The organism is Vibrio sp. 947, assembly GCF_033339115.1.
Lineage (GTDB): Bacteria > Pseudomonadota > Gammaproteobacteria > Enterobacterales > Vibrionaceae > Vibrio > Vibrio alginolyticus.
This window is the reverse complement of record NZ_JAWOTX010000015.1, coordinates 57,486-83,409: the sequence shown is the minus strand read 5'-3', so window position 1 is coordinate 83,409 and position 25,924 is coordinate 57,486. Positions and strand designations below refer to the sequence as shown.

Below are 25,924 nucleotides of genomic sequence, written 5' to 3'. Positions count from 1 at the left end.
TTTTCTTGCAGGGATGTAATTTATTTACACAGATCGTAGTGAGATTGATTACGATTTATTGTTGGTGAGAATTTATGCAGTTACATGAGTTGGTCAATACAATCGGCCAAGATCTTCAGCGTCGATACGGTGAAAAGGTTCATAAGTTAACATTGCACGGTGGATTTAGTTGCCCTAACCGCGATGGCACGATTGGGCGGGGAGGATGTACATTTTGCAATGTGGCTTCGTTTGCAGATGAAGAAGTCCAGATAAAAAGCATTCACGAACAGTTAAAAGATCGCGCAGGTGAAATTCACAGAGCGAAGAAATATCTCGCTTATTTTCAGGCCTACACCAGTACCTATGCCGAGGTACAAGTTCTCAAAAACATGTATGAGGAAGCACTAAAGGCTGCAGACATGGTTGGTCTTTGTGTGGGGACGCGTCCTGATTGCGTCCCTGATGCGGTATTGGATTTACTGTCGGGCTATGTACAGCAAGGTTATGAAATTTGGCTAGAACTAGGTCTTCAAACCGCCAACAATGACACCCTAAAACGTATCAATCGTGGTCATGACTTTGAGTGTTATGCCGAAATCACTAAGCGTGCGCGAACACTTGGAATCAAGGTTTGTACTCACTTAATTGTGGGTTTACCCAAAGAAACCCGCGCCGAAAATATTGAAACGCTGCAAAAAGTGTTGGCCGTGGGAACGGATGGCATCAAGTTACATGGCTTGCATATTGTCGAAGGTAGCACCATGGCGAAAGCTTGGCGTGCTGGAAAGCTAGAAGCCCCTGAATTAGAAGAATATGTTGCGATCGCCAGTGAAATGATTCGTATGACACCACCAGATGTGATTTATCATCGCGTTTCATCAGCAGCCAGGAGGCCCACGTTATTATCGCCTCTGTGGTGTGAAAACCGTTGGCTAGCGATGACGGAAATTGGTCGAGATCTCAGTGCTCATGGTGCTCAAGGGAGTCTTACGGGGAATACCTTTATCTATACTAAACCGGAATTAATAGCAGATCGCTCAATAAATAACTGATATATTTTAACCAGTGTTCTTTGAAGGTTTAAACGATGGATCAGTTACTCAATTGGCTTTGGGGTGGTCAAGGCGGTTATGGCTATGTCGTCTTGTTGTTAATCGCAGGCGTGTGCGCGTTAGCACTGATCTATTTGCACTTTCAGACGTCACTTAAGCAACTAGTAACGGATTCTCCCTATCCAGTCATAGTGGTGGATACTAGCCATGCTCAGCTCTTGCTATCTAACCAGGCTGCGATGCAGTTATTAGGCATTCGCTCTTTGGGAACGGGGTATTTGTATCCTGCTTTATTCGATATTCATGAGCTTGAGCAGTTTCTCGATCGCTTCTCTAGTCGTCATTTTCGTCAGCAGGCTTTTGACTGGCGACTATCTGATAGTGAATCTATTAAAGTGGAGCTGTCAGGCAGAAAGAGTTTATTGCGCAATCATCGAGTTTGGATTCTTTATGCTCAGCCATATCAAGCCACTCACCAAGAGCAGCAACAAGAACTTGCACAATTAATCATCGCACGTTCGGCATTAGACTCACTTTCAGAGCTGATTTGTACCCAAGACCGCCAAGGCAATCTGTTAACGACCAATCGAGCATTTGATCAATTCTGGCAAGGGCGAAGGGAAGAAGCTTGCGCATCCAAGACCTTGGGTGAGATGACCAGAAAAAGCGAACGTAAATGGACAACGGATCCACAAGGTCGAAGTTGCTTACTGGAAGTCAATCAAAACTCTCTTGTTTCGCCGAGTGGTGAGCTTATCGGTACGCTGTCTATTAGTCATGACGTGACTGAATGGCACAAGATGCAACAGAATCTGCGAGATGAAATGGAGCGTCGCAAAGATACAGAGGTGGCGCTAGCGCAAAGAGATACTATCTTACAAACGATTCTGGATGCCAGTCCGGACTCTATTGGTATTTTCAATGAGAACATGGTCTATCAAGCGTGTAATCAGCCTTTTGTTAAGGCGTTAGGAATTTCAAAAATTTCTGATTTGATAGGTAAGCGCCTCCAAGACGTGATTCCTAAAGAGATGTACGCGCGCTTAGCAGACAGTGACTTAGAAGCATTACGCCAGTTAGAGCCAGTTCGATACATAGATAAAGTCGTGAGTAGTGATGGTAAAAGTACATGGTTTGATGTGGTGAAATCGCCTTTTAAAGATAAAGCATCAGGAACGAATGGTGTGCTGATCATGGCGCGTGATATTTCTGAGCGTTATCTTGCAGAACAAAAGTTGGAAAAAGCCAACCTAGAGTTAGAAAAATTGAGCTTTATGGATAGCTTAACTCAAGTATCGAACCGACGCCGTTTCGATGAACAACTGCAGGTATTGTGGTACCACCATGCTAGAGAAAAGCTGCCGCTCACCATCATGTTATGTGACATCGACTTTTTCAAAGATTACAACGACTGTTACGGTCACCAACAAGGTGATGAAGCGTTAGTCAGTGTTGCTACCGTGTTTACACAAGTCATCAATCGTTCTTCGGATTGTGTTGCGCGTTATGGTGGCGAGGAGTTTGGTTTTATCTTGCCGAATACCACCACGGAAGGTGCGCGCAACGTAGCACAGCGTATTCATGAGAAAATTCTACAGCTTGATATGGAACACGACAGTTCAGAAGCATCTGAACGCCTTACCGTCAGTATCGGTCTGGTCTCTTACATTCCTCAGCATGGTGATGAACCCGAAATGGGCATCGCTATGGCTGACAGTGCGTTATATCAAGCTAAAGCTGATGGACGTAATCGCACTTGTATTCACCCCAGTTCTTGCTAACGCTTTGTGACCGCTTGCTCTAAGTTGATAGCTGATTGTTTAAATCACCGTATTAAACACGTTAAACTTACACAAGCCTGTGCGCTCGTTGGTTTATCTTTTTATCTCGTATCACAAGAGCAGATCGCACCGTGTGTTTTTCACTAATCAAACAGACCTAAATTGCGTTAGGTCGAGTGCATTTACCTGTTTTTCATCATCGAATGGCGCTATCTAGCCACCACCATGGAGTAGTTAATGAAACCCATGAAAAATCTCGCCCAGTATTATGTCGACTTGCTAGTCAAACTGGGGATTGTTCGCTTCTCTATTTTGCTAGCCCTTGCGCTGGTGGCATTAGCTGTTGTGGTGCAGGTAGGGATTACTTTAGCTCTCAAAGGGCGAGTAGATGATATCGACATTGTCCGTTCGGTGTTTTTTGGTCTATTGATCACCCCTTGGGCGGTTTACTTCCTCTCTGTGGTTGTCGATCAACTAGAAGAGTCTCGCCAGCGTTTAACTAAGCTGGTGTCCAAACTGAAGGACATGCGTTCGCGAGATCAAGAGCTGAATTACCAACTTCAACAAAACATTGAAAAGCTTAACCAAGAAATTGAAGAGCGTATTAAAGCGGAAGAAGCACGTGAAGAGGCGATGCAAGACCTCGAAAATGAGGTGTTCCAACGCGAACGTACTCAATTAGAGTTGGCAGAACGTACCGCATTACTGCGTTCATTTATTGATGCCTCACCAGACTTAATTTACTACCGCAATGCGGATGGTGTTTTCTCTGGCTGTAACCGCGCGATGGAAGAGCTAACGGGCAAGAAAGAGCACCAGTTAGTCGGATTAAGCCCTTGGGATGTGTATAGCAAAGAAATCGCCGAGCATATCGTTGATACTGACCAAAAGGTTTTTGCCGATAATCAAGCAATTACTTACGAGCAATGGCTCGAATACCCAGATGGTCGCAAGCATTACTTTGAGCTGCGTAAAGTGCCATTTTACAGCAAAGATGGCCGCCACCTTGGTCTCGTTGGGTTCGGTCGTGATATCACTGAACGTAAGCGCCATGAAGAGTCGTTAGAGAAAGCAAGCCGCGACAAAACTACCTTCATCTCAACCATCAGTCATGAGCTGCGAACGCCGCTGAATGGCATTGTAGGCTTAAGTCGTATGCTTCTAGATAGTCCGTTGACAGAAGAGCAGCGTAAACACATGCAGACCATCAATGTGAGTGCGATTACGCTAGGTAACATCTTCAACGATATTATCGATATGGATAAATTTGATCGCCGTAAGTTAGAACTATTACCTGCGCCACTTAACTTCGAAGACTTCGTCGCAGAGATTGAGAGTATCTCAGCTCTGATGGCGGAACAAAAAGGGTTACGCTTTGACTTAGAACGTTTAAGCGACTTGCCAAAAGCAATTGAAGTGGATGCAACCCGTCTACGTCAGGTGATTTGGAACTTGGTCAGCAACGCAATGAAGTTCACCAAGGAAGGTGGCGTTGTGATGACAGTGAGCGCGGATGTCGAAGACGATTTTGCGACCATTATTATGGAAGTGGAAGACACAGGTATTGGTATCCCAGACGAAGAGCTAGATAAGATCTTTGCGATGTACTACCAAGTGAAATCAGGCAAGGACAACCTGCATGCGGTCGGTACAGGTATTGGTTTGGCGGTATCTAAGCAACTGATCAATATGATGGATGGTGACATTACGGTTACCAGTGAGGAAGGCTTTGGTAGCACTTTTACTGTATCGATCCACGTTCCGATTGTTGAACTAGCTGAGCCAGTCATTGATGCGAAACGCGACAATGTGCGCCTCAACATATTTATGGTCGAAGACATCGAGCTTAACGTAACTGTGGCTAAATCGTTACTAGAGAGCCTAGGGCACTCTGTCACCGTGGCAATGACGGGCCAAGAAGCGTTAGTGAACTTTGTGCCAGAAAAATACGACTTAGCGTTGTTGGATATCCAACTGCCTGATATGACGGGCTTTGATGTCGCCAATTATTACCGCAAGCATTATAACAATCTTCCTCCATTGGTCGCCTTAACTGCTAATGTAATGAAAGATCGTCGTGAATACTTAGATAACGGCATGGATGATGCGATCAGTAAGCCGCTGGCAGTGAATGCTATTCAGTCAGTGATTGATAAATTCTTCGCTCACCAGTTAGAACAACCTAAGGAAGTGGTGAGCGGTCCCGAAACAGTGGAAGAGCCAGTGCCTTCTCCTGTGATTGAGACACATTTGCTCGATATGGATATGTTAGAGTCTTACGTCGACATTGTTGGTGCAAAACCTGTCTACGACAGCATAAAAATGTTTGAAGATATGATGCCAGACTATATCGATGTCTTAGATTCGAACATGACAGCGAAAGATCAAGATGGGATTGTTTCTGAAGCGCATAAAATCAAAGGTGCTGCAGGTTCAATTGGCCTGAAACGTATCCAAAGTGTGGCGCAAAAAGCGCAATCGCCCGATATGCCAGCATGGTGGGAAAACATTTCAGACTGGGTTGAAGAGATCAAAAATGAATACCAAAACGATATTCAAGTCCTCAAAAGTTGGTTGGAACAAAGGAAATAACATGAAAAGAATCGCACCATTGGCATTAGCCATGGCATTGATGGCAGGCTGTAGTTCCGTTCCAAATGTGAATTGGCAACAAAACAGTCAGATTACGATTAATGAGGTTAATGTTGAGCTCAAAAGTAATTTATGGGTGAACCTCATGCCGAATATTGGGGACGTGGAAGAGCAAAGTATTCAAGGTGCACTTTACCTCGAAGGAGATCAGTTACTTCCTGCAAATCTAACGGCAGAAGCTCTTATTATTAAACAGGGGCAAAAAGAGTGGTTGGTGGACAGTGCGTCTTTAGATACTCGAACGCACAGTGAAAGCCGATGGGAGGTGGCGTTCTCGTCTCACATTGATGTGAACACCGAAAAATCGGTTGATATCGCAGTGCTTCTAGACGATGCGGGTAAACAGCGTTGGTTAGTCGAAAAGTACGTGAAGATTAACAAGGTTTATTAACCGCAATGATGTTGCATTAGTCGTTAGACCTAAAACAAAAAGGGCTTGCTCAATGAGCAAGCCCTTTGCATATTAGCGGGTAAATCTAGTCTTCTAGATCGCCACAGAAGCGGTAACCTTCGCCGTGGATAGTGGCGATGATTTCTGGCGTACCTGAAACAGACTCAAAGTGCTTACGGATACGACGAATCGTTACGTCTACAGTACGGTCGTGTGGCTTAAGTTCACGACCAGTCATCTTCTTAAGAAGATCTGCACGAGTTTGAATCTTACCCGGGTTCTCACAGAAGTGCAGTAATGCGCGGAACTCAGAGCGAGGTAGCTTGTAGCTATCACCAGCAGGGCTTACTAGAGAGCGGCTGTTGATGTCTAGTACCCAACCGTTGAATTCATACTTTTCTACCGAGCGCTTCTCTTCTTGCACCGCGTTAGAGCTCATTGAGCGACTAAGTAGGTTACGTGCACGAATAGTTAGTTCACGTGGGTTGAATGGTTTAGTGATGTAGTCATCTGCACCAATCTCAAGACCTAGGATCTTGTCTACTTCATTGTCACGGCCTGTCAGGAACATTAAAGCAATGTTCGCTTGCTCGCGTAGTTCACGCGCTAATAGAAGGCCATTCTTGCCTGGAAGATTAATGTCCATAATAACCAAGTTGACTGAGTTATCAGACAACACTTGGTGCATCTCTTCACCGTCACTGGCTTCAAAAACAGCGTATCCCTCTGCTTCAAAAATACTCTTAAGAGTGTTACGAGTTACTTGCTCATCTTCAACGATAAGAATCTGCGGGGTTTGCATTGGCGGTACCTAAATTTGTGACAAAATTGTGCTAATAGAATAAATTCTAGGCAAAAATATAACATACAGGTAATGTGATTTTGATAATAAATCAAGTTGATCAAAAAAACACTTCTTTCAGTTATCCGCCCTCCATGGAATTTTGCCAACTCACCAGTATCCAATGGCGACGTTTATTCTAAAGGGCTTGTTTACCTTTCATTTCCTGCTTTCAGTGGGGCCTGAAACGTAAACACCCTAAGATATTGAGCGGATTTTATATTGTTAACAGCATGCTAACAATGCTCAAATGTTAATTCCATTCAGTTTGTTGATTTATATCAATTGATGAAATGTAACTGTTATTAATCGTTTAAGACTTATGATAGAAAAAAGTAATACGAACATAGACGCATCGTTATGGAATGCTTATTCAGAATCTTTTTTCAGATTCGAAGCCGAGTGGCGTGTTTCAAACTATGCTGTGATAACCGCTTGGAACCCATACAGTAACTTGAGGTCCAAAGAAGAGGACAGCATAAACAATCACGCGTTAGAAAAACAGCTACAGCACGTTAATTACGCGCCTGTCACGGTAGGTGATAGCGCTTTTACATGGTATGAGGAAAGCTTTGCCGTCGAGTTGTCGCCAGAGGTAGCCGTTGAATTGGCGAATGACTTTCAACAAAACGCGATTTATTACGTCATTAATGACCAACTTTATCTTATTGCGTGCTCGCAGCCGAAAGTTTTTCATACGTTAGGCTCCATTAAACCTCGGCTCGTATAGAAGGTATAGAAAAGGATACTGCTCACTGAAGCATCGCTTGGGTGAGAAAATTCACGGAGGAAATATGAGAGACATTACACCCGATATTTGTGACCAATTTGAAGACCAAGTGAGCTTGCTTACTTTACCATTGCAGAACTTTGGTCAACGTAGCGCTTTTTACGGTGAAATCGTTACGGTGCGCTGCTATCACGATAACTCGAAAGTGCGTGAAGTACTGGGCGAAGATGGAACGGGTAAAGTATTGATTGTTGACGGACATGGATCGTGTCAGAGAGCATTACTCGGCGATCAATTAGCGATACTCGGAATAGAAAATGGGTGGGAAGGTATCATTGTCTATGGTGCAATACGCGACGTAGCACAAATATCTCAAATGGACATTGGCGTTCAAGCTCTTGGAACTAACCCGTTTAAAACAGAGAAACGCGGGATAGGAGAGGTAAACGTAACCTTAACGATGCAAAACCAAATCGTTCAACCTAAGCACTACGTTTACGCGGACTGGAACGGTGTATTGATTTCTAAGCAAAAGCTGGACTTCTAAAAACGAAAGCCTAAACCAACCTCAAAGCCTTGTTGCCAATCTTGGTAATCAAGAGTCGCGTGAAGATCCAGTTTATCGGTAATTTTTACGCGACTTGATACTTCAGCCGCGAGGCTGCTGTCGTCTTGGCGAATACCTTCCGCTGTTTCGTTCTTGTAAGAGCGAACTGTACTTTTCAGCGTGACACGATCATTAAAGTGATAGCTGATCCCACTCAAAAAACCACTTTGATTTTGGGTAGGAGAGTTATTGACTCGCGCACCGACATAAACGTCTACCGAATCAAAAAGTTCGTAGGCGTAACCCGTATCGATATTCCAAACATCAAAACTGTCAGACTGATAACTGTCGCTGGAAATGAATAGTTTATGAGGAGAAGGGGATGTTTTACCTGGAAGCGGCGGAAGCTCGTTGGCTAGACAAACACCAGGCACAAAAAACAGCAACAGAAAAAGCCATCTTTTCATGTTCACCACTCCTTGTGTCAACTTTTTTATTAGTATGCGCCCAAAGCTTCTCACTATTAAAGCATAGAATATGAAAGCTAGCTCACCTATTTTCTAAATAATTCGATCCTATGAACATAAGTCACAGTTAAGTTGTTGTTATGTGTCACAACCCTCTCGAATTATTTGATCGTACGTTTTATGGCAAAGATTAGACTAGTTATTAGATAAAAAACCGAACTGGTTATGATAGTTAAGTCCTTTACAAAAACTAACTGTAGATTTTCAAATGATCAATAATGTGTAATTAACTATAAATATCAATGACATTGCTTAGCAGAAATCTCTGAAAGATGGAAAAACAAACAATTTTTTGTTGACTATGTATCAGAAACTCGGTAAACGTAGAGTTAAGCAAACACAATTAACGTTGAATATTTATTTATGCCATCTAACAGCCTAGTAGTAATGACCACGACCATTATTATTACCGACACGACACATGTTGGGGCAGGCTGCTGAGCGAAAGAAATTCACAAAAAAGGCCTGTATCCAACAAGATACAGGCCTTTTTTTATGCTTTTTTATCCAGAATTTAGACAAATTTAAGAAGATATACCGGAGGAAGGGATGCGAGTATTGAAGTTTGGCGGATCATCACTAGCTGATGCAGATCGCTTTTTGAGAGCGGCAGACATTATTGCCAATAACGCTCAACAAGAAGAAGTAGCGGTTGTTCTTTCCGCTCCTGGTAAAACAACAAACAAATTGGTTGCGGTCATTGAAGGCGCATTGCGCAATGGTGAAGCAGAACTACAAATCAAAGAGTTGGAGGAGTCGTTTAAAACGCTCTTTACTCAAATCCAAGCAGTACTACCCAATATCGATGGTTCAGCTTTCGATAACCAAGTGAAAACTTCTCTCTCTCAATTACGCCAATTCGTTCATGGCATCAATCTTCTTGGCATGTGCCCAAACAATGTTAATGCACGTATTATTAGCAAAGGCGAACGCGTTTCGATTCAATTGATGAAAGCGGTGTTAGAAGCCAAAGGCCAGCCAGCACATCTTATCGACCCAGTTGAATACCTATACGCAAAAGGTGATCACCTTGAAGCCATGGTTGATGTAGACGTTTCAACGCAAAACTTCCGCCAAAACCCTCTTCCTCTGGGCCATGTGAACATTATGCCTGGCTTTACCGCAGGTAACGAGAAAGGTGAATTGGTAACACTTGGTCGCAATGGCTCTGATTATTCAGCGGCGGTTCTTGCGGCGTGTCTGCGCGCAGATTGTTGTGAGATCTGGACTGACGTAGATGGTGTATACAACTGTGACCCTCGTTTAGTAGAAGATGCTCGCCTGCTTAAATCTCTTAGCTACCAAGAAGCGATGGAGCTTTCTTACTTCGGTGCTTCCGTTTTGCATCCGAAGACCATTGCTCCTATCGCGCAGTTCCACATCCCATGTCTGATCAAAAACAGCTTTAACCCACAAGGTGCAGGAACTTTGATTGGGCAAGACACTGGTGAAGACAATCTGGCGATCAAAGGTATCACGACGCTAAACGACCTAACTATGGTTAACGTCTCCGGCCCAGGTATGAAGGGTATGGTTGGCATGGCAAGCCGCGTATTTGGCGCAATGTCTTCCGCTGGTGTGTCTATTGTTCTTATTACTCAGTCTTCTTCTGAGTACAGCATTAGCTTCTGTATTGAGGCAGAAGATAAAGCAAAAGCGCAACAAGTACTGGCCGATGCGTTTGAGTTGGAACTGAAAGATAGCTTATTAGAGCCGGTCGAGTTTATTGATAATGTTTCAATCATAACGTTGGTTGGTGACGGCATGCGTACATCGCGCGGTGTTGCATCTCGCTTCTTCTCATCTCTTGCTGAAGTGAACGTAAACATTGTAGCCATCGCACAGGGCTCATCTGAGCGTGCTATCTCAGCCGTGATTCCTGAAGATAAAATCTCTGAAGCAATCAAAGCGTGTCACGAAAACCTCTTCAACTCTAAGCACTTCCTAGACGTCTTCGTGGTTGGTATTGGTGGCGTTGGTGGTGAGCTGGTGGATCAGATCGAGCGTCAACAGGCGAAGCTTGCGGAAAAAGGCATCGTTATTCGCGTGTGTGGCTTGGCAAACAGCAAAGGTCTTTTACTTGATAGTGAAGGTCTGCCACTCGAGCATTGGCGTGATCGTATGTCGGCAGCGACAGAAGAGTTCAGCCTAGCGCGTTTGATTTCTTTGGTTCAACGTAACCACATCATCAACCCAGTATTGGTTGACTGTACATCAAGTGAAGATATCGCGAACCAATACGCTGATTTCCTAGCAGCTGGTTTCCATGTCGTTACACCAAATAAAAAAGCAAACACAGCAAGCATGGCTTACTACCATCAGCTTCGCGATGTTGCGCGCAGCTCTCGTCGCAAGCTGATGTACGAAACAACTGTGGGGGCGGGTCTACCGGTAATCGAAAACCTGCAAAACCTAATCTCAGCGGGTGATGAGCTAGAGCGCTTTAGCGGTATTCTTTCTGGCTCTCTGTCATACATCTTCGGTAAGTTAGATGAAGGTATGAGCCTAAGTGAAGCAACTAATATCGCAAAAGAAAATGGTTTTACTGAACCGGATCCTCGTGATGATCTTTCTGGTATGGATGTCGCGCGTAAGCTTCTGATCCTGGCTCGTGAAGCAGGCATGTCTCTAGAACTAGAAGACGTTGTGGTTGATCAAGCTCTGCCACCAGGCTTTGATGATTCTGGTAGCGTTGATGAATTTATGGCGCGTTTACCTGAAGCAGACGCTTACTTTAAAGAGTTATCTGCAAAGGCAGCGGAAGAAGGCAAAGTACTGCGCTACGTTGGTGAGATTAATGAGGGCAAGTGCACAGTAAGCATCGCAGCGGTGGATGAAAACGATCCAATGTATAAAATCAAGGACGGTGAAAACGCACTGGCATTTTACAGCCGTTATTATCAGCCAATCCCACTAGTGTTACGTGGCTATGGTGCAGGCACCGAAGTAACGGCTGCGGGTGTATTTTCTGACGTGATGCGTACTTTAGGTTGGAAACTAGGGGTATAACAATAATGAGTTCAAGTGATATGGATGTAGTGGTTTATGCCCCAGCATCAATTGGTAATGTAAGCGTTGGCTTTGATGTGCTGGGGGCTGCCGTGTCTCCAGTGGATGGCACACTATTGGGTGACCGTGTATTGGTGAAATCTGGGGCTGACCCGTTCAGCCTTAAAACGGCGGGTGATTTTGTTGAGAAATTGCCAACTGAACCAAAAGAGAACATCGTCTACGACTGTTGGCTCGTGTTTGCTCGTGAGTTAGACAAAAAAGGCGTTGAGCTAAAACCACTTGAGATGACGCTAGAAAAGAACATGCCAATTGGCTCTGGTTTAGGCTCAAGTGCATGTTCTATCGTTGCTGCATTAGATGCATTGAACCGATTCCATGGACAGCCACTTAACGAGACAGAATTATTGGCGCTGATGGGAGAGATGGAAGGCAAGATCTCTGGTGGTATTCACTACGACAACGTTGCGCCATGTTACCTTGGTGGTGTGCAACTGATGCTTGAAGAGTTGGGTATCATCAGTCAAGAAGTGCCTTGCTTTGATGATTGGTACTGGGTGATGGCGTATCCGGGTATCAAGGTATCAACGGCGGAAGCGCGTGAGATCCTACCATCTCAATACCGCCGACAAGATATCATTGCTCATGGTCGCCACCTTGCGGGCTTTATTCATGCGTGTCATTCTGGTCAGCCAGAACTTGCTGCAAAAATGATCAAAGACGTGATCGCAGAACCGTATCGTGAGAAACTGCTTCCAGGTTTTGCGAATGCACGTCAATACGCAGCGTCTGCGGGTGCATTGGCAACCGGTATTTCTGGCAGTGGTCCGACACTGTTCAGTATTTGCAAAGAGAAAGATGTCGCTGAGCGAGTTGCTCGCTGGTTAGAACAAAACTACGTACAAAACGAAGAAGGATTCGTCCACGTTTGTCGTCTAGATAAGCAGGGTTCGAAAGTAACAGGAAGTGAGCTATGAAGCTTTACAATATAAAAGAAAATGATGAACAAGTTTCCTTTGGCCAAGCCGTTCGCCAAGGGTTAGGCCGTAACCAAGGTCTATTTTTCCCATCGGAATTACCAAAATTTGAAGATATCGATGCGCTGCTTGCAGAAGACTTTGTCTCTCGTAGCACTAAGGTTCTATCGGCGTTAATTGGAGATGAACTTACAGAGGAGCAAGTGAATGCTCTTGTTGATGCTGCATTCCAATTCCCTGCGCCTATCAACCAAGTAAAAGATGGTGTTTACGCACTGGAACTGTTCCATGGTCCAACGCTTGCATTTAAAGACTTTGGTGGTCGCTTTATGGCGCAATCTCTTGCTGCGGTTTCGGACGGCGGCAAGATCACTATTCTGACTGCAACTTCCGGCGATACTGGCGCAGCCGTTGCGCATGCTTTCTACGGTATGGAAGACATCAACGTTGTGATTCTTTACCCGAAAGGTAAGATCAGCCCACTGCAAGAGAAGCTATTCTGTACGCTTGGTAAGAACATCCATACTGTCGCGATCGATGGAGACTTCGATGCGTGTCAGGCACTGGTTAAGCAAGCTTTTGATGATTCTGCACTGCGTGAAGAGATCGGTCTGAACTCTGCAAACTCAATCAACATCAGCCGTTTGATGGCGCAAATCTGTTACTACTTTGAAGCAGCTGCGCAAATGAGCAAGCAAGAGCGTGAAAACCTAGTGGTATCAGTACCAAGCGGTAACTTCGGTAACCTAACTGCTGGTCTATTGGCAAAAGCGTTGGGCTTGCCTATCAAACGCTTTATCGCTGCAACTAATGCCAATGACACGGTTCCTCGCTACCTAGAAACAGGTAAGTGGGAGCCAAAACCAACAGTCGCAACAACATCGAACGCGATGGACGTGAGCCAACCAAACAACTGGCCTCGTATCGAAGAGCTGTGCCGTGTGAAAGAGTGGGGCTTGGAGACGTTAGGTAAAGGTGCAGTATCTGATGAGCAAAGCGCACAGTCAGTGAAAGACTTACATGCTCTAGGCTATCTATGCGAACCGCACGGTGCGATTGCTTACCGCGTTCTTGAAGAACAATTGCAAGACGGTGAAACCGGTCTGTTCCTATGTACTGCTCACCCTGCGAAGTTCAAAGAAGTCGTGGATGATATTCTAGAATCCGATATCGAGCTTCCTGCGCCACTAGCGAAGCACGCTGCGATGGAGCTGCTATCGGAAGAGCTCGACGCAGACTTTGACGCATTGAAACAAGTACTGCGCCGCGTGCAGTAAGCTTCAAAGTATAGTAAGTATCAAAAACAGAAATAACGAGAGGTGAATGAGTAATCATTCACCTTTTTTATTGTCGGTAAGTTTTGACTCTCTTTATTATTGAGAAACGAACTTAACTAAATGAGATGAAAAGAGAAGCATGCATTTTTTGATTTTTCTTGGCTCAGTGAGAAACAGCACGCCACCACGACCAGCCCGTTTAGGAATGCGAGTCAGTAAAGCGTGTGAAAAACTCATCGCGAGTCAACATTCGCAACATACGGTCGAAATCATCGACCCTTTGAATTACGACTTTGGCGATGTGTTTAAGCCCGAGTTTGCTTATCACCGCTCTAAAGTTCCGCAGCACCTAAGTGAGCTGGCAGACAAAATCAAACAGGCCGATGGGTATGTGATGGTTAGCCCGGAATATAACCATTCGATGAGTCCTGCTTTGGCGAACATGCTTAACCATTTCGGCAGTTCGCTGTTTTCTTACAAGCCGAGTGCTATCGTGACCTATTCTGCCGGACAATGGGGTGGTGTTAGAGCTGCTGTTTCTATGCGTACCTTCTTATCTGAACTTGGATGTCTACCTGTCTCTGCGATGATCCACATTCCGAAAGCGCAAGAAGTCTTTGATGAACAGGGCGTTGCTGCGGATGAGTCGGAGCAGACGCAGTGGGACAACTATATGAATCGCACTATGCATCAAATGATTTGGTGGGCAGAAGGGGCGTCACTGCAAAGAGATAGGCTTGATCCAACCTCTTTAGCGCAAGCGTTTCAGAAAGATCCTTCGCAAAGAAATGCACCTTAGAGGCGAGTTGCTTTCCATTATAGAAAGGGTTTAGAAGGATTCTGAAACAAAAAAAGCTTGGTCATTGCAGACCAAGCTTTTTAAATTCTAGCGAGCTAGTTTACTGAGAGATTATAGAGTCTCAGTAAAAGTACGAGCGATTACATCACGTTGTTGCTCTGGAGTTAGCGAGTTAAAACGTACTGCGTAACCAGAAACACGAATAGTTAGTTGTGGGTATTTCTCTGGATGTGCAACTGCATCTTCTAGTGTTTCGCGTTTAAGCACGTTCACGTTTAGGTGTTGGCCGCCTTCGATACGAGGAGCAGTTTCGATTGCAACTTCACGGCTTTCGTATTCACCTAGGTCGCTGATTGCGATAACTTGGTCTGCTTCGTAGCCAGCAGTTGCAGCAACACAACGAGCTTCATTTTTTTCGCTATCTAATAGCCAGATAGAGTTTAGTAGGTCGTCGTTTGCCGCTTTTGTAATTTGGATACCTTGGATCATCACTATCTCCTAGACCACTTACGTGGTGATTATTGGTGTTAATTTTCGAATTTTCGTTGAGCTGAGTATTATATAGCTAATATCCACTATTTTAATATTGATTTAAGTCAAAAAACAACCAAAAACATCATTTTTATTAAGGTGATTTTATTGAGTTAAATCAATAAAACCTTTGAAAACAAACTAATTACAATTTATTTGATAATATAAAAAATATTTAATAACTGGTTTTGTTGTAAATTTACTACAAATTGAGATTAAAGTTTAAACTGGTTAACGCAACTATCTGTATTTAGGTAGCAATACTGAAAGTCTAAAGTGATTAAATGACAAACATGAAAAACAAGCTTGGGAATAAACTCATTGGTGCACATGTCTCTGCTGCTGGTGGGGTCGATCAAGCTCCGTTGAGAGCTCGTGAAATTGGCGCGAATGCATTCGCACTATTTACAAAAAACCAACGCCAGTGGGTGGCGAAGCCTTTAGAAGCAAAAACCATCAGTGCGTTTAAAGCGAACTGTAAAATGCTGGGTTTCGGAGCAGAACATATTCTTCCCCATGATTCTTATCTGATTAACTTGGGTGCGCCGGAAGAAGAAAAGCTGAATAAATCCCGCGCGGCATTTATTGATGAAATGGAGCGTTGTAATCAGTTAGGGCTGACTTTGCTTAACTTCCACCCGGGTAGTCACCTAAAGAAAGTCTCTGAACAGGAGTGCCTCGCAACGATCGCCGAGTCGATCAATCTTGCGCATAAAGCGGTGCCGAATGTGATCGCTGTTATCGAGAATACGGCAGGTCAAGGCACTAACTTAGGCTGGAAGTTTGAGCACCTTGCTGAAATCATCGAGCAAGTGGAAGATAAAGATCGTGTCGGCGTTTGTATTGATACCTGCCATACCTTTACGGCTGGTTATGACTTGCGTACAAAAGAAGATTGCGAGCGCACCTTTGCAGAGTTCGACCGTATCGTAGGTATGCACTATTTAAGAGCAATGCATCTAAATGATTCAAAAGTAGAGTTTGCCAGCAAAGTAGATCGCCACCATTCGCTAGGTAAAGGAGAGATCGGGTGGGATTGCTTTGAGTACATCGCGAAAGACCCTCGTTTTGATGGTATCCCTCTGATTTTGGAAACAATTGATCCAGATATTTGGCAGCAAGAGATCAACACGTTGCGTCAATTCCATTTAGCGGCCATTGCCAGTTAATGGCGTAACCACAAAGTTGGCACCTTTCTTTCTTAGTCATTGAACATCAATCTCTGAATTAGCAAAGAAGGATGCCAACATGTCTCGACCACTCTCTTTTACTCCTTATGCTTTCACTCGTCGCGTGCTTCGCTTACCGATTCCTAATCGTCACATTACCGGACAGGGGCATTTTCGAACGCCACAGAAGCATTAGTCTTTTATTGCTTGTCTCAAGTTCGTGGTAAGTTTTTGTTTGTTTGAGTTTCGCTCGTTAGAATAGAAGCAAAATTTAGGACAGGAACTTTCCATGAATCAGTCACCCACTTGGCACGATGTGATCGGCGAAGAGAAAAAGCAGAGCTACTTTGTAGACACCTTGAATTTTGTTGAAGCCGAACGCGCCGCAGGCAAAGCTATTTTTCCTCCCGCAAAAGATGTCTTTAACGCGTTTCGTTTTACCGAGTTCAAAGACGTTAAGGTCGTGATTCTAGGACAAGACCCATACCACGGCCCAAATCAGGCGCATGGCCTGTGTTTCTCTGTACTTCCTGGCATTAAAACGCCACCATCTTTGGTGAATATGTACAAAGAACTGGCGCAGGATATTGAGGGTTTCCAAATTCCTCAACATGGCTTTCTACAAAGCTGGGCTGAACAAGGCGTATTGTTACTCAATACGGTATTAACGGTGGAGCAAGGTAAAGCGCATTCACATTCAAAGACAGGTTGGGAAACGTTTACTGATCGAGTGATTGAAGCCATTAACCAGCATCAAGAAGGTGTAGTGTTCTTGTTGTGGGGGTCACATGCACAGAAGAAAGGTCGTTTTATCGATCGCAATAAGCACCATGTGTTAGCTGCCCCACACCCATCGCCACTCTCTGCACATCGAGGCTTTTTCGGTTGTAAGCATTTCTCTCAAGCAAACCAGTTACTTACATCACAAGAAAAAGCACCAATCAACTGGCATTTGCCATTAACGGTATAAATGAAGAGACAGCGATCATGGATGCTATGATCGCTGTTTTTTTGAGCACGCTCGAGGCTGATAGTAAATTTCTCATGTACACTTACTAAAAGTAGGTGTTAAGGAGAGACGCTATGATGATCGAAAGAATTCGACGCGAACATGGTTATATGGTTCGTCTGTTGGCGATACTGCGCCATAAGCTTAATGAGATAAAAAAAGAACGTGTAATCAACTATGCGTTAGTAAGCGAGATTGTTGATTACCTCTCTAATCATTCGGAGAAAGTACACCACCCGAAAGAAGATATCCTCTATCACCACTTTCTTGAACACTATGGTAAGCAACAAACCATGGAAAATTTAGAGAAAGAACATCTAGAGTTAGCGAGTAAAACCAGAGAGTTTTCATCCGTGATAGAGATGATCCTTCAGGATGCTGTTGTGCCACAAGACATGTTTGTCGCTCACCTAGAAGATTTCATAGAATCGCAAAGGCACCACTTGGAGCTAGAAGAGCGAAAAATTTTGCCTCTCATTGAAGAGTTATTTACCACAGAAGATTGGCAGCATGTCGAGAGCTTATGGAGCGTCAGTGAGGATGACCCTGTGTTTGGTGACACGATTGCTGATCGTTATAAGCAGTTGGCCGAACGTGTTCGTCAAAGTGATACTGAATATGTTTAAGACTGAATGATGAAACCTGAGCGAGCGAAAGCCGTCTCTCGGGTTTGTGAGATACATTTCTTATTTATTGGGAATCAACCGAAAATTTAGTGTGCATATTTCTCGGCAAAAAGTACGGAAGATTCTCATTGAGTAATAATGGTATTCATACTTAAACCTTGGTACATAAACTCACGGTGTTTACGGTCACTGTAAACAAAAAACAAAAGGCACCCGTAAGGTGCCTTTTGTTTGAATTAGAGTTTAATGTCTTCCAAGTTATAATCGGTACAGACATCAAGTTCGCGCAGCTCTTTAAGCAAATTGCGTCTGTCGTTCATCTCTTCTATTTCACGCCACTTTCGCTTTACTGGTTTGGCACGAGATTTGGTTGTTGAGGTAGTATCCAGATTAAAAATGTCATCTAGTTGAAAGCCTTCCATAAGCCACCTTTACCTTTCTTAAGCTAAACTGTTGTAACCAGTCCTTGTGGAGTTTTTTAAGTACCACAATAGCCGTGAGAATAACCATGATATATTTCGCATTTGTGTCGGTAGCATGACATTTTCGTGCAAAAATATTCTCAAAATCACACTTTTTATTGCAACTATGTGGATAAAAAATGCACAAACGATCTCAAGAAAACGATTAAATAGAGAGATTTTCTATGTTAATTCGATTTGATGAATGGGTGCACTGCGCAAAGGTTAAAGTTGCATAAAATCAGTTTGATGAAATAGTGTTCAATTAGATGGTAAGTCACTAGCGTAAATTTATGTAACACCTTGTGAATACTAGCTTGTTCTTGTTTATACGGTTTACCATTCCATTTAATGAAGAATAATTATTTATGTTGGCGTTTGGTAATTGAAATGTTGCGCAGTTTGAGTATTAAGTCTTCTATTTATGTTATTTTTTGGTGACTTTATAGTGAAAAATAACAATGTTATTCTTGTTGTTGCATATTGATTTTTGCGCTCCTAGGTTGCATTATCCGCCCGTCAAAAAATACGCTGGTACGTAAAATGGATGCATGAAGCGACGTTTACGATTCTAGATTGCCCATAAACATTACTTAAAAAGCTAAGCACACTTTGACACTTAGCAGGCAATTTGGTGGATGGCTAGGACGCATAGACTGGCGCAACTCACTTTGAGGTACACATGACAGACTTAATCAATTTGATGAACGATCTCCTCTGGGGCTCGATTCTGGTTTATCTTCTTGTTGGTGTTGGTATTTACTTCACCGTTCGATTAGGGTTCATTCAGTTCCGCCATTTCGGCCACATGTTCTCTGTTCTTAAGAACAGCCGTAAAGCAGACAAAGCTGGTATTTCCTCTTTCCAAGCGCTTTGTACTAGTCTTGCTGCACGTGTTGGTACAGGTAACATGGCGGGCGTTGCAGTTGCATTGACTGCGGGTGGTCCTGGTGCGATCTTCTGGATGTGGCTGATTGCAATGCTTGGTATGGCAACATCGTTTGCTGAGAGCACACTGGCGCAGCTATACAAAACCAAAGATGATGATGGCAACTACCGTGGTGGCCCTGCCTACTACATGGAAAAAGGCCTGGGCATGCGTTGGATGGGCGTGTTGTTCTCAGTTTTCCTAATCATCGCTTTTGGTTTGGTATTCAACGCCGTACAAGCTAACTCAATTGCCAATGCAATGAGCAACGCATTTGGTTGGAATAACCTGTATGTCGGTATTGCCGTTGTTTTACTGTCTGCAATTGTTATTTTTGGTGGCATCAAGCGTATCGCAAGAGTTGCTGAGATGATCGTTCCGATCATGGCACTACTTTATCTAGCCCTAGCGCTGTTCATCATGTTCTCTAACCTAGAGAAATTACCTGATGTATTGATGCTTATCTTTAAGAGTGCATTTGGTCTGCAAGAAGCAGCAGCAGGTGGTCTTGGCTACGCAATTGCACAGGCAATGATTAACGGTATCAAGCGCGGTCTATTCTCGAATGAAGCAGGTATGGGTTCTGCACCTAACGCGGCAGCTTCAGCAACACCTTACCCACCACACCCAGCGTCTCAAGGTTACGTACAGATGCTAGGCGTGTTCATGGATACGATCGTTATCTGTTCTGCAACAGTGGCTATCATCCTGATGTCTGGTGAGTATGTCGGTCAAGCAACAGAAGTGACGGGTATCGAGCTAACTCAGCGTGCATTGAGCTCACAAGTTGGCGATTGGGGCGGCATCTTTGTTGCTGTGGCAATCTTCTTCTTTGCGTTTACTTCAATCATTGCAAACTACTCGTACGCTGAAACGAACTTAATCTTCCTAGAGCACAATCATAAAGCGGGCTTAAGCATTTTCCGCGTTATTGTTCTTGGTATGGTGATGTTTGGTGCACTAGCTTCGTTACCAGTCGTATGGTCGCTTGCTGATGTCTCTATGGGTCTGATGGCGATAGTCAACTTGGTGGCGATCATCTTGCTATCTGGCATCGTGATTAAACTAGCCAAAGATTACAATCGCCAGCTTGGTGAAGGCAAAGTGCCAACATTTGATGCGAATGATTTCCCAGAGCTGAAATCTCAGCTTGAAGAAGGCATTTGGTACAACGATAAAAAAGACTAAGTGAGCTATCACTCATAGTTGAAAGCTATTAGTACGATGTAAAAAGCCATGCAGACAATGCATGGCTTTTTTTGTACCCTATTAAAAACAAAATTAGAGAAGGGAAAGTCATGCTTATCGTAGTTTCTCCAGCGAAGACTCTTGATTACGAGTCTCCGTTAGCGACAGAAAAATTTACTCAACCTGAGTTGGTCGAATACTCAAAAGAGCTTATCGATGTTTGCCGCAAACTGACTCCTGCTGATGTTGCCTCTTTAATGAAAGTGAGCGACAAGATTGCCGATTTAAATGTGGGCCGATTCCAAGAGTGGAGTGAAACGTTTACCACGGAAAACTCACGACAAGCCATTCTTGCATTTAAAGGTGACGTTTACACAGGGCTAGACGCCGAAAGTTTATCTGAAGCGGACTTCGAATATGCTCAAGATCATCTGCGTATGCTATCGGGTCTTTATGGTTTACTAAAACCACTTGATTTGATGCAGCCATACCGTCTTGAAATGGGTACCAAGCTTGCAAACGACAAGGGTACGAACTTGTACCAGTTTTGGGGCAATGTAATTACGGACAAGCTTAACGAAGCGATTTCTGCTCAAGGTGATAATGTCCTTATCAACCTTGCATCAAATGAATACTTTAAAGCGGTTAAGCCAAAGAATTTAGATGCGCAAGTGATCACGCCAGTATTCAAAGATTGTAAGAATGGTCAATACAAGGTCATCAGTTTTTACGCGAAGAAAGCGCGCGGTATGATGGCGCGTTACATCATTGAAAACCGTGTTGAGAGCGTTGCAGACCTGACTAAGTTTGATACGGCGGGTTACTACTTTGTGGAAGATGAATCGACGCCAACAGAGTTAGTATTTAAACGCGAAGAGCAAAAATAAAGCTGATTGAGACGTAGTCTACGTTAATCTCTATCAGCACAAACGAAAAAAGGGTTGGCATTGCCAACCCTTTGTTATTTTCTAGCTTGAGCTACTTGGCCCCAACAAGATTACTTCTTCTTAGCGGTTTTCTTTTTCGCTACTTTTTTCTTGTCGTCTTTTTTCTTTTTCTTCTTAAACACGGGCTTTTTGTGTTTAGGACGCATCTCTTTCACGAAACGCTCTTTGATGTCTTCTTTCACGTAACGTGCAACGCGATCCATCATTGGTTGGTCGTGTGCTTCTACGATTGAGATAGCGTTACCTTTCTTACCTGCGCGAGCAGTACGGCCGATACGATGAAGGTAAACATCAGCCGTGCGTGGCATGTCGTAGTTGATAACGTGTGATACATCCGGAAGATCGATACCGCGCGCAGCAACGTCCGTCGCGAGCAGCACGTTCACAGTACCATCGCGGAAGCGAGAAATCGCATTATTACGACGATCTTGCGGCATTTCACCTTGAATCCAAGAACATGGAATCTGTGCACTTTCAAGCTGCGCTCGTAGCTCAGCCAAACGCTCACGAGTCTTTAAAAAGACGATAGTGCGCTCAGCTTGCTGAGTAATAATGTGTTTTAGTAATTCTAGTTTGTGTTCAGCATCATCAGCTCGGTGATACCACTGAGCAATTTTCTTACGCTCACGCAGAGGTGATTTTGCATCGATCTCTGCTGGATCATTCAACAGATCAGCGGTAAAGCCTTCTACGCCTTTCCCTTCTAACGTTGCTGAGAACAGAAGGGTTTGCTTACGCCAGCGACATTCGTTAGATAGGCGATCGACAGTAGGAGCAAAACCCATATCTAGCATACGGTCTGCTTCATCAAGGATTAACCATTCGATTGCACGACAATCAAAACGTTCTGCATCAATGTATTCTTTTAAACGGCCAGGTGTCGCAACCACAATGTCTTGTGTTGTTGCAAGGATGTCGGCGTGCTCTTGGTACTGAACACCACCAGTGATGGTGAAAATGTTGAGTTTGGTATTTTTTGCCAAAGCACGTGCTTGATCGGCAATTTGCATCGCCAGTTCGCGAGTAGGCGTTAGGATCAAAATACGCGCAGGCCCAGGCTTACGACGAGGGAAGTCTTGCAAGTATTGCAATGCTGGCAGGACGAAGGCGGCCGTTTTACCAGTTCCTGTTGGCGCTGACGCTAGAATGTCACGACCGTCCAACGCTTGTGGAATCGCTTCTGCCTGAATTTTTGTTGGGCGTTCGTAACCCATCTCTTCAATGGCTTCAAGTAGGTTTTGGTCTAGATCAAGTTCAGCAAAGGTTCTGATCACAATGAGTTCTCCACAAGCAAAGCTTGGTTAATGGTTCGCCACAACAGCATAGAATACAAAAAGGTCGCACATTATAAAGTGATTGGTGATAAGGATCACATGTTATTTCACATCTTAAGATAAAACTCGCGGGTTAACTGGATGAAATCATCACTATAGCCGTCATTTGAACGGATAATTAAATGTGACGTCTGCAAATCGCAAGGTCGTTTTGACAGTTCAAATAAAAGTCGGTGTACTGGTTTCTTTTCTGATGGTTGCACACGACAGATCCTCGATAGATACCAACCTTGGTTTAATGCTAGCTCAATGAACTGCTCGCCTTCGGTGATTGGCAAAACAAAACTAGCTCTCCCTTCGTCATCAAGCAAATGATAGCAACGCTGTAGCAATGCGTTATGGCCTAGCGTATCAGTGTGCCTCGCGGTTGCACGTTGACTGTGTTTCGATTGCTCGCCGCTGTTGAAGTAGGGCGGGTTACAAATGATGCGTTGGAATGAATGTGTCGGCGTAAAGTGCAGTATGTCGGTGTGATGCACACTTACACGATCTGACCAAGGAGACTGGGCCATATTTTTTTGCGCGGCAGCAACGGCTGTTAATTCGATATCGACCGCGGTTATTTCAGCTTCTGTAAAGCGTTGAGCACACATCAGGGCAAGCAGGCCAGTGCCAGTGCCAATATCGAGAATTTTAGCGTCGTTAGGGCTTTGAATCCAAGCACCAAGCATTACCCCATCTGTGCTGACTGGCATACCACTCTCGCCGCCCTCAATACAAAATTGCTTAAAATTGAAGCCTTTAGTTTTCAGTTTTTTGTTCTTCATGATTGTTTTATATTTGCTCAATAATTAAGTAGATTGCTCTATTGTTTATTAGTTGTATAGATTGTTGTTTTGTTGGTTATTAAATTGTATTGTTAATTGATCGAGATAAAGAACTGGTCTGTTATTTGGATCTGGTTATATCCACTGCTTTTAAGTTTGAAAACTAAATTAATATGGTGTTTTTTTCTTAAAGGTTGCCAAATGATGAGTCTTTCGTCATTATGCGGCGAAAATTTTATAGATTGAACCACGTGTACTTATTGACTTTAGGTATACAAAAAGTGGTCTAAGCATACACAACATTCATTAATTAAAAGACAAGGGTTATCTGTGAAGCAGACGTTAAAACTAACAGATATTATCGCAGTAGGCTTTATGCTATTTGCGTTCTTTTTAGGTGCGGGCAATATTATCTTTCCACCTCTAGCGGGTCAGTTAGCGGGTGAAAACTTAATGCCAGCTATGTTTGGTTTCTTGCTAACAGCGGTAGGTCTACCTCTTATTACTATCGTTGCTATTGCTGTTGCTGGTGGTTCTTGGGATCACTTGACGCAAGATCTTCCGAAAAAAGCGGCAGTTCTTATGGCTGCACTGATTTTCATCATCATTGGTCCTGCGTTTGCAGCGCCTCGTACTGGCCTAGTGGCTTACGAGATGGCGGTGAAACCTTTCTTCCTTGAGGCGTCACAAACGCATCTGACAGCGTTCTCAGTGATCTTCTTTATCGCAGCGATGATGTTCTCATGGTTCCAAGGCCGTTTGATCGATCTTATCGGTAAAGTACTGACACCAGCATTGTTCGTTGGTTTGATCATTCTTGCTGTCGCTGTCTTCCTTGATCCTCAGGGCGATATGATTGGCGCGCACGGTGAATACCTAACGCAGCCTCTGACCAAAGGCTTCTTAGAAGGCTACAACACAATGGATACGTTCGCGTCATTGATGTTTGGTATGCTGATGGTTGATGCACTGCGCGGTAAAGGCATTACTGAGCGCTCTGCAACTACTAAATATCTGATCTATGCAGGTTGTATTGCTGCTGCTGGTCTTGCGTTTGTTTACATCTCACTATTTTACTTAGGTGCGACGAGTGCAACGGTTGCTGCTGGTGCTGATAATGGCGGCCTAGTGCTTAGCCAATACGTTCAAGCGTTGTTTGGTCCATACGGTCAAATCGTTCTGTCTGTCATCGTATTGCTAGCGTGTCTGACAACCGCGATTGGCTTGATTTCTGCGTGTTCAGATTTCTTCAGCTCGAAAACACCACTGTCATACAAGCAATGGGTACTGATTAATGGTTCTGTTTGTGCATTGGTTGCAAACGTTGGTCTTGCACAGCTGATTTCTCTGTCAGTGCCAGTATTGTTTGCGCTGTACCCTGTGGCGATTGCGTTGGTTGCACTAACATTTGTGCGCAGCAAACTGCCAAATCCACGTTTTGCTTACCGCGCGGTACTGCTTGTATCTCTGTTGTTTGCGTTGGTTGATGCGGCAAAAGTATCGGGTATTGATGTTTCTGCGTTTAACATGTTGCCACTATTCGAAGTCGGCATGGGTTGGGTGCTTCCAACATTTGCGGCTATCGTGTGCATGTTCTTCATCGCGAAACCTCGCCCAGAACTAGCACAAGAAACCGCGTAATCACTTCGCGTTATCAAGATAATAAAAAGCCCGATGAATTACTTCATCGGGCTTTTTACTTTTTAATGATGACGTGTTTGCGCTATTAAAGCGTGTCGTGGAATTCCACAAGAACTTGTTCACACCATTTTTCGATGCGTTCATCACTCAGTTCGTACTGTGAGTCTTCATCTAACGCAAGTCCAACAAACTTGCTGCCATCTTCGATCAGTGCTTTCGATGCTTCAAATTCGTAGCCTTCATTTGGCCAGTAACCGATAAAGGTTGCGCCTGTGGCTTGTAATTCATCGTGAAGTAAGCCCATCGCATCTAAATACCACTCTCCGTAACCTTCTTGGTCACCCAGGCCAAACAGCGCTACAACTTTGCCTTTCAGTGGCGTGGTCGCGATGTCTTGCCAAATCGCGTTCCAATCTTCTTGAATTTCACCAAAATCCCAAGTTGAGATGCCAAGGAGTAATAAGTCGTAGTCCGCCATTAGTGATAACGGTGTCTCTTTCACATTGTGAATGTCGACAAGGTCTTCACCAATAAGGGTACGAATTTTCTCTGCTGCCATTTCTGTGTAGCAGGTCGTTGAGCCGTAAAAGAGTCCGATTTTCATTATATGCGTCGTTATTTGTGTTGCTGTTGTGGAAGATTCTAACCATAAATTGAGGAAGATTGCAGCGAATATCCTATGTGGGATGATTTTTTATGGTATTGGATTGGCAGGTGCTTTAATCTAAATACTGTAAATATAAACAGATAAGGAAGCA

At 43.9% G+C, this 25,924-nt stretch carries 24 protein-coding genes and 1 other annotated feature; of the genes, 17 read left to right on the top strand and 7 right to left on the bottom strand.

The features are described 5' to 3' along the window. The first annotated feature begins 74 nt into the window (after window positions 1-74). From R7Q39_RS18300 to R7Q39_RS18285, 4 genes are all read left to right on the top strand, one after another. Window positions 75-1,034 (top strand): TIGR01212 family radical SAM protein, encoded by a 960-nt coding sequence (locus R7Q39_RS18300; RefSeq protein ID WP_017633631.1) that lies wholly within the window; start codon window positions 75-77, stop codon window positions 1,032-1,034. Between the two features lie 35 nt (window positions 1,035-1,069). Next, window positions 1,070-2,815: a GGDEF domain-containing protein gene (locus tag R7Q39_RS18295; protein WP_033906101.1), complete on the top strand. Its 1,746-nt coding sequence runs from the start codon at window positions 1,070-1,072 to the stop codon at window positions 2,813-2,815. 237 nt (window positions 2,816-3,052) lie between these two features. Beyond that, a complete protein-coding gene (gene arcB / locus R7Q39_RS18290; RefSeq protein WP_005381826.1) occupies window positions 3,053-5,407 on the top strand; it encodes an aerobic respiration two-component sensor histidine kinase ArcB in 2,355 nt (784 codons plus the stop codon). A 1-nt stretch (window position 5,408) separates the two neighbouring features. Continuing rightward, complete coding sequence (locus R7Q39_RS18285; RefSeq protein WP_005381825.1) at window positions 5,409-5,858, top strand: hypothetical protein; 450 nt, start codon at window positions 5,409-5,411, stop codon at window positions 5,856-5,858. An 85-nt stretch (window positions 5,859-5,943) separates the two neighbouring features. On the opposite strand, the gene arcA is transcribed toward R7Q39_RS18285, so the two are convergent. Further along, a complete protein-coding gene (gene arcA / locus R7Q39_RS18280; RefSeq protein ID WP_005381824.1) occupies window positions 5,944-6,660 on the bottom strand; it encodes a two-component system response regulator ArcA in 717 nt (238 codons plus the stop codon). A 361-nt stretch (window positions 6,661-7,021) separates the two neighbouring features. Here arcA and R7Q39_RS18275 point away from each other — a divergent pair, with 361 nt between their 5' ends. After that, window positions 7,022-7,429, top strand: coding sequence for a DUF3293 domain-containing protein (locus tag R7Q39_RS18275; RefSeq protein WP_318076518.1), 408 nt, complete (start codon window positions 7,022-7,024; stop codon window positions 7,427-7,429). A 64-nt stretch (window positions 7,430-7,493) separates the two neighbouring features. Then, window positions 7,494-7,976, top strand: coding sequence for a putative 4-hydroxy-4-methyl-2-oxoglutarate aldolase (locus tag R7Q39_RS18270; RefSeq protein ID WP_005381822.1), 483 nt, complete (start codon window positions 7,494-7,496; stop codon window positions 7,974-7,976). Here the strand turns inward: R7Q39_RS18270 and R7Q39_RS18265 are convergent. Further along, window positions 7,973-8,443: a hypothetical protein gene (locus tag R7Q39_RS18265; RefSeq protein ID WP_047102035.1), complete on the bottom strand. Its 471-nt coding sequence runs from the start codon at window positions 8,441-8,443 to the stop codon at window positions 7,973-7,975. The two genes, R7Q39_RS18270 and R7Q39_RS18265, sit on opposite strands and share 4 nt — an antisense overlap. A gap of 423 nt (window positions 8,444-8,866) precedes the next feature. Here R7Q39_RS18265 and thrL point away from each other — a divergent pair, with 423 nt between their 5' ends. The 5 genes from thrL to R7Q39_RS18240 all read left to right on the top strand — a co-directional run bounded on the left by thrL (window position 8,867) and on the right by R7Q39_RS18240 (window position 14,565). Next, window positions 8,867-8,944, top strand: a complete 78-nt coding sequence (gene thrL / locus R7Q39_RS18260) for a thr operon leader peptide (protein ID WP_074192076.1) — start codon at window positions 8,867-8,869, stop codon at window positions 8,942-8,944. Beyond that, window positions 8,880-8,999 (top strand) — a sequence feature (Thr leader region). (Overlaps the previous gene by 65 nt.) A 53-nt stretch (window positions 9,000-9,052) precedes the next feature. Continuing rightward, entirely contained in the window at window positions 9,053-11,512 is a 2,460-nt protein-coding gene (thrA, locus tag R7Q39_RS18255) for a bifunctional aspartate kinase/homoserine dehydrogenase I (protein WP_047102037.1), read from the top strand. Window positions 11,513-11,532: 20 nt separating this feature from the next. After that, on the top strand, window positions 11,533-12,489 hold the full coding sequence (gene thrB, locus R7Q39_RS18250; RefSeq protein ID WP_017635074.1) for a homoserine kinase: 957 nt from the start codon (window positions 11,533-11,535) through the stop codon (window positions 12,487-12,489). After that, a complete protein-coding gene (gene thrC / locus R7Q39_RS18245) occupies window positions 12,486-13,766 on the top strand; it encodes a threonine synthase (RefSeq protein WP_171344370.1) in 1,281 nt (426 codons plus the stop codon). Before thrB ends, thrC begins: the two co-directional genes overlap by 4 nt. Window positions 13,767-13,905: 139 nt before the next feature. Then, a complete protein-coding gene (locus R7Q39_RS18240) occupies window positions 13,906-14,565 on the top strand; it encodes an NADPH-dependent FMN reductase (RefSeq protein WP_042521848.1) in 660 nt (219 codons plus the stop codon). A gap of 111 nt (window positions 14,566-14,676) precedes the next feature. Here R7Q39_RS18240 and grcA read toward each other — a convergent pair whose 3' ends face one another. Beyond that, on the bottom strand, window positions 14,677-15,054 hold the full coding sequence (gene grcA, locus R7Q39_RS18235; RefSeq protein WP_005381814.1) for an autonomous glycyl radical cofactor GrcA: 378 nt from the start codon (window positions 15,052-15,054) through the stop codon (window positions 14,677-14,679). A gap of 326 nt (window positions 15,055-15,380) precedes the next feature. Here grcA and nfo point away from each other — a divergent pair, with 326 nt between their 5' ends. From nfo to R7Q39_RS18220, 3 genes are all read left to right on the top strand, one after another. Then, window positions 15,381-16,265 (top strand): deoxyribonuclease IV, encoded by an 885-nt coding sequence (nfo, locus tag R7Q39_RS18230; protein WP_005382844.1) that lies wholly within the window; start codon window positions 15,381-15,383, stop codon window positions 16,263-16,265. A 289-nt stretch (window positions 16,266-16,554) separates the two neighbouring features. Continuing rightward, on the top strand, window positions 16,555-17,235 hold the full coding sequence (gene ung / locus R7Q39_RS18225) for a uracil-DNA glycosylase (RefSeq protein WP_005382846.1): 681 nt from the start codon (window positions 16,555-16,557) through the stop codon (window positions 17,233-17,235). 113 nt (window positions 17,236-17,348) lie between these two features. Beyond that, window positions 17,349-17,900: a hemerythrin domain-containing protein gene (locus R7Q39_RS18220; RefSeq protein WP_005381807.1), complete on the top strand. Its 552-nt coding sequence runs from the start codon at window positions 17,349-17,351 to the stop codon at window positions 17,898-17,900. 236 nt (window positions 17,901-18,136) lie between these two features. Here the strand turns inward: R7Q39_RS18220 and R7Q39_RS18215 are convergent, their stop codons facing one another. Continuing rightward, window positions 18,137-18,322: a DUF3545 family protein gene (locus R7Q39_RS18215; protein WP_005381805.1), complete on the bottom strand. Its 186-nt coding sequence runs from the start codon at window positions 18,320-18,322 to the stop codon at window positions 18,137-18,139. Window positions 18,323-19,043: 721 nt separating this feature from the next. On the opposite strand from R7Q39_RS18215, the gene R7Q39_RS18210 reads away from it, so the two are divergent. Together R7Q39_RS18210 and yaaA are read left to right on the top strand one after the other, a co-directional pair. After that, the gene (locus R7Q39_RS18210) at window positions 19,044-20,477 is read left to right on the top strand and encodes an alanine/glycine:cation symporter family protein (RefSeq protein ID WP_005381800.1); all 1,434 of its coding nucleotides are present in this window, start codon (window positions 19,044-19,046) and stop codon (window positions 20,475-20,477) included. Between the two features lie 110 nt (window positions 20,478-20,587). Then, window positions 20,588-21,364 carry a peroxide stress protein YaaA gene (gene yaaA / locus R7Q39_RS18205; RefSeq protein ID WP_005382848.1) on the top strand — a complete coding sequence of 259 codons (777 nt, stop codon included), beginning with the start codon at window positions 20,588-20,590 and terminating at the stop codon, window positions 21,362-21,364. Between the two features lie 110 nt (window positions 21,365-21,474). Here yaaA and srmB read toward each other — a convergent pair whose 3' ends face one another. Beyond that, a complete protein-coding gene (srmB, locus tag R7Q39_RS18200) occupies window positions 21,475-22,698 on the bottom strand; it encodes an ATP-dependent RNA helicase SrmB (protein ID WP_005381797.1) in 1,224 nt (407 codons plus the stop codon). A 107-nt stretch (window positions 22,699-22,805) separates the two neighbouring features. Next, the gene (locus tag R7Q39_RS18195; RefSeq protein WP_170897612.1) at window positions 22,806-23,525 is read right to left on the bottom strand and encodes a tRNA1(Val) (adenine(37)-N6)-methyltransferase; all 720 of its coding nucleotides are present in this window, start codon (window positions 23,523-23,525) and stop codon (window positions 22,806-22,808) included. A gap of 330 nt (window positions 23,526-23,855) precedes the next feature. Here R7Q39_RS18195 and brnQ point away from each other — a divergent pair, with 330 nt between their 5' ends. Continuing rightward, on the top strand, window positions 23,856-25,166 hold the full coding sequence (brnQ, locus tag R7Q39_RS18190; protein WP_005381792.1) for a branched-chain amino acid transport system II carrier protein: 1,311 nt from the start codon (window positions 23,856-23,858) through the stop codon (window positions 25,164-25,166). A gap of 85 nt (window positions 25,167-25,251) precedes the next feature. Here brnQ and fldB read toward each other — a convergent pair whose 3' ends face one another. After that, window positions 25,252-25,770, bottom strand: coding sequence for a flavodoxin FldB (gene fldB, locus R7Q39_RS18185; RefSeq protein WP_005381790.1), 519 nt, complete (start codon window positions 25,768-25,770; stop codon window positions 25,252-25,254). Window positions 25,771-25,924: the final 154 nt, after the last annotated feature.

Coding starts and splice junctions, on each gene's coding strand:
- R7Q39_RS18300 (WP_017633631.1), top strand. CDS start 75: ATGCAGTTACATGAGTTGGTCAATACAATCGGCCAAGATCTTCAGCGT.
- R7Q39_RS18295 (WP_033906101.1), top strand. CDS start 1,070: ATGGATCAGTTACTCAATTGGCTTTGGGGTGGTCAAGGCGGTTATGGC.
- arcB (WP_005381826.1), top strand. CDS start 3,053: ATGAAACCCATGAAAAATCTCGCCCAGTATTATGTCGACTTGCTAGTC.
- R7Q39_RS18285 (WP_005381825.1), top strand. CDS start 5,409: ATGAAAAGAATCGCACCATTGGCATTAGCCATGGCATTGATGGCAGGC.
- arcA (WP_005381824.1), bottom strand. CDS start 6,660: ATGCAAACCCCGCAGATTCTTATCGTTGAAGATGAGCAAGTAACTCGT.
- R7Q39_RS18275 (WP_318076518.1), top strand. CDS start 7,022: ATGATAGAAAAAAGTAATACGAACATAGACGCATCGTTATGGAATGCT.
- R7Q39_RS18270 (WP_005381822.1), top strand. CDS start 7,494: ATGAGAGACATTACACCCGATATTTGTGACCAATTTGAAGACCAAGTG.
- R7Q39_RS18265 (WP_047102035.1), bottom strand. CDS start 8,443: ATGAAAAGATGGCTTTTTCTGTTGCTGTTTTTTGTGCCTGGTGTTTGT.
- thrL (WP_074192076.1), top strand. CDS start 8,867: ATGCCATCTAACAGCCTAGTAGTAATGACCACGACCATTATTATTACC.
- thrA (WP_047102037.1), top strand. CDS start 9,053: ATGCGAGTATTGAAGTTTGGCGGATCATCACTAGCTGATGCAGATCGC.
- thrB (WP_017635074.1), top strand. CDS start 11,533: ATGGATGTAGTGGTTTATGCCCCAGCATCAATTGGTAATGTAAGCGTT.
- thrC (WP_171344370.1), top strand. CDS start 12,486: ATGAAGCTTTACAATATAAAAGAAAATGATGAACAAGTTTCCTTTGGC.
- R7Q39_RS18240 (WP_042521848.1), top strand. CDS start 13,906: ATGCATTTTTTGATTTTTCTTGGCTCAGTGAGAAACAGCACGCCACCA.
- grcA (WP_005381814.1), bottom strand. CDS start 15,054: ATGATCCAAGGTATCCAAATTACAAAAGCGGCAAACGACGACCTACTA.
- nfo (WP_005382844.1), top strand. CDS start 15,381: ATGACAAACATGAAAAACAAGCTTGGGAATAAACTCATTGGTGCACAT.
- ung (WP_005382846.1), top strand. CDS start 16,555: ATGAATCAGTCACCCACTTGGCACGATGTGATCGGCGAAGAGAAAAAG.
- R7Q39_RS18220 (WP_005381807.1), top strand. CDS start 17,349: ATGATGATCGAAAGAATTCGACGCGAACATGGTTATATGGTTCGTCTG.
- R7Q39_RS18215 (WP_005381805.1), bottom strand. CDS start 18,322: ATGGAAGGCTTTCAACTAGATGACATTTTTAATCTGGATACTACCTCA.
- R7Q39_RS18210 (WP_005381800.1), top strand. CDS start 19,044: ATGACAGACTTAATCAATTTGATGAACGATCTCCTCTGGGGCTCGATT.
- yaaA (WP_005382848.1), top strand. CDS start 20,588: ATGCTTATCGTAGTTTCTCCAGCGAAGACTCTTGATTACGAGTCTCCG.
- R7Q39_RS18195 (WP_170897612.1), bottom strand. CDS start 23,525: ATGAAGAACAAAAAACTGAAAACTAAAGGCTTCAATTTTAAGCAATTT.
- fldB (WP_005381790.1), bottom strand. CDS start 25,770: ATGAAAATCGGACTCTTTTACGGCTCAACGACCTGCTACACAGAAATG.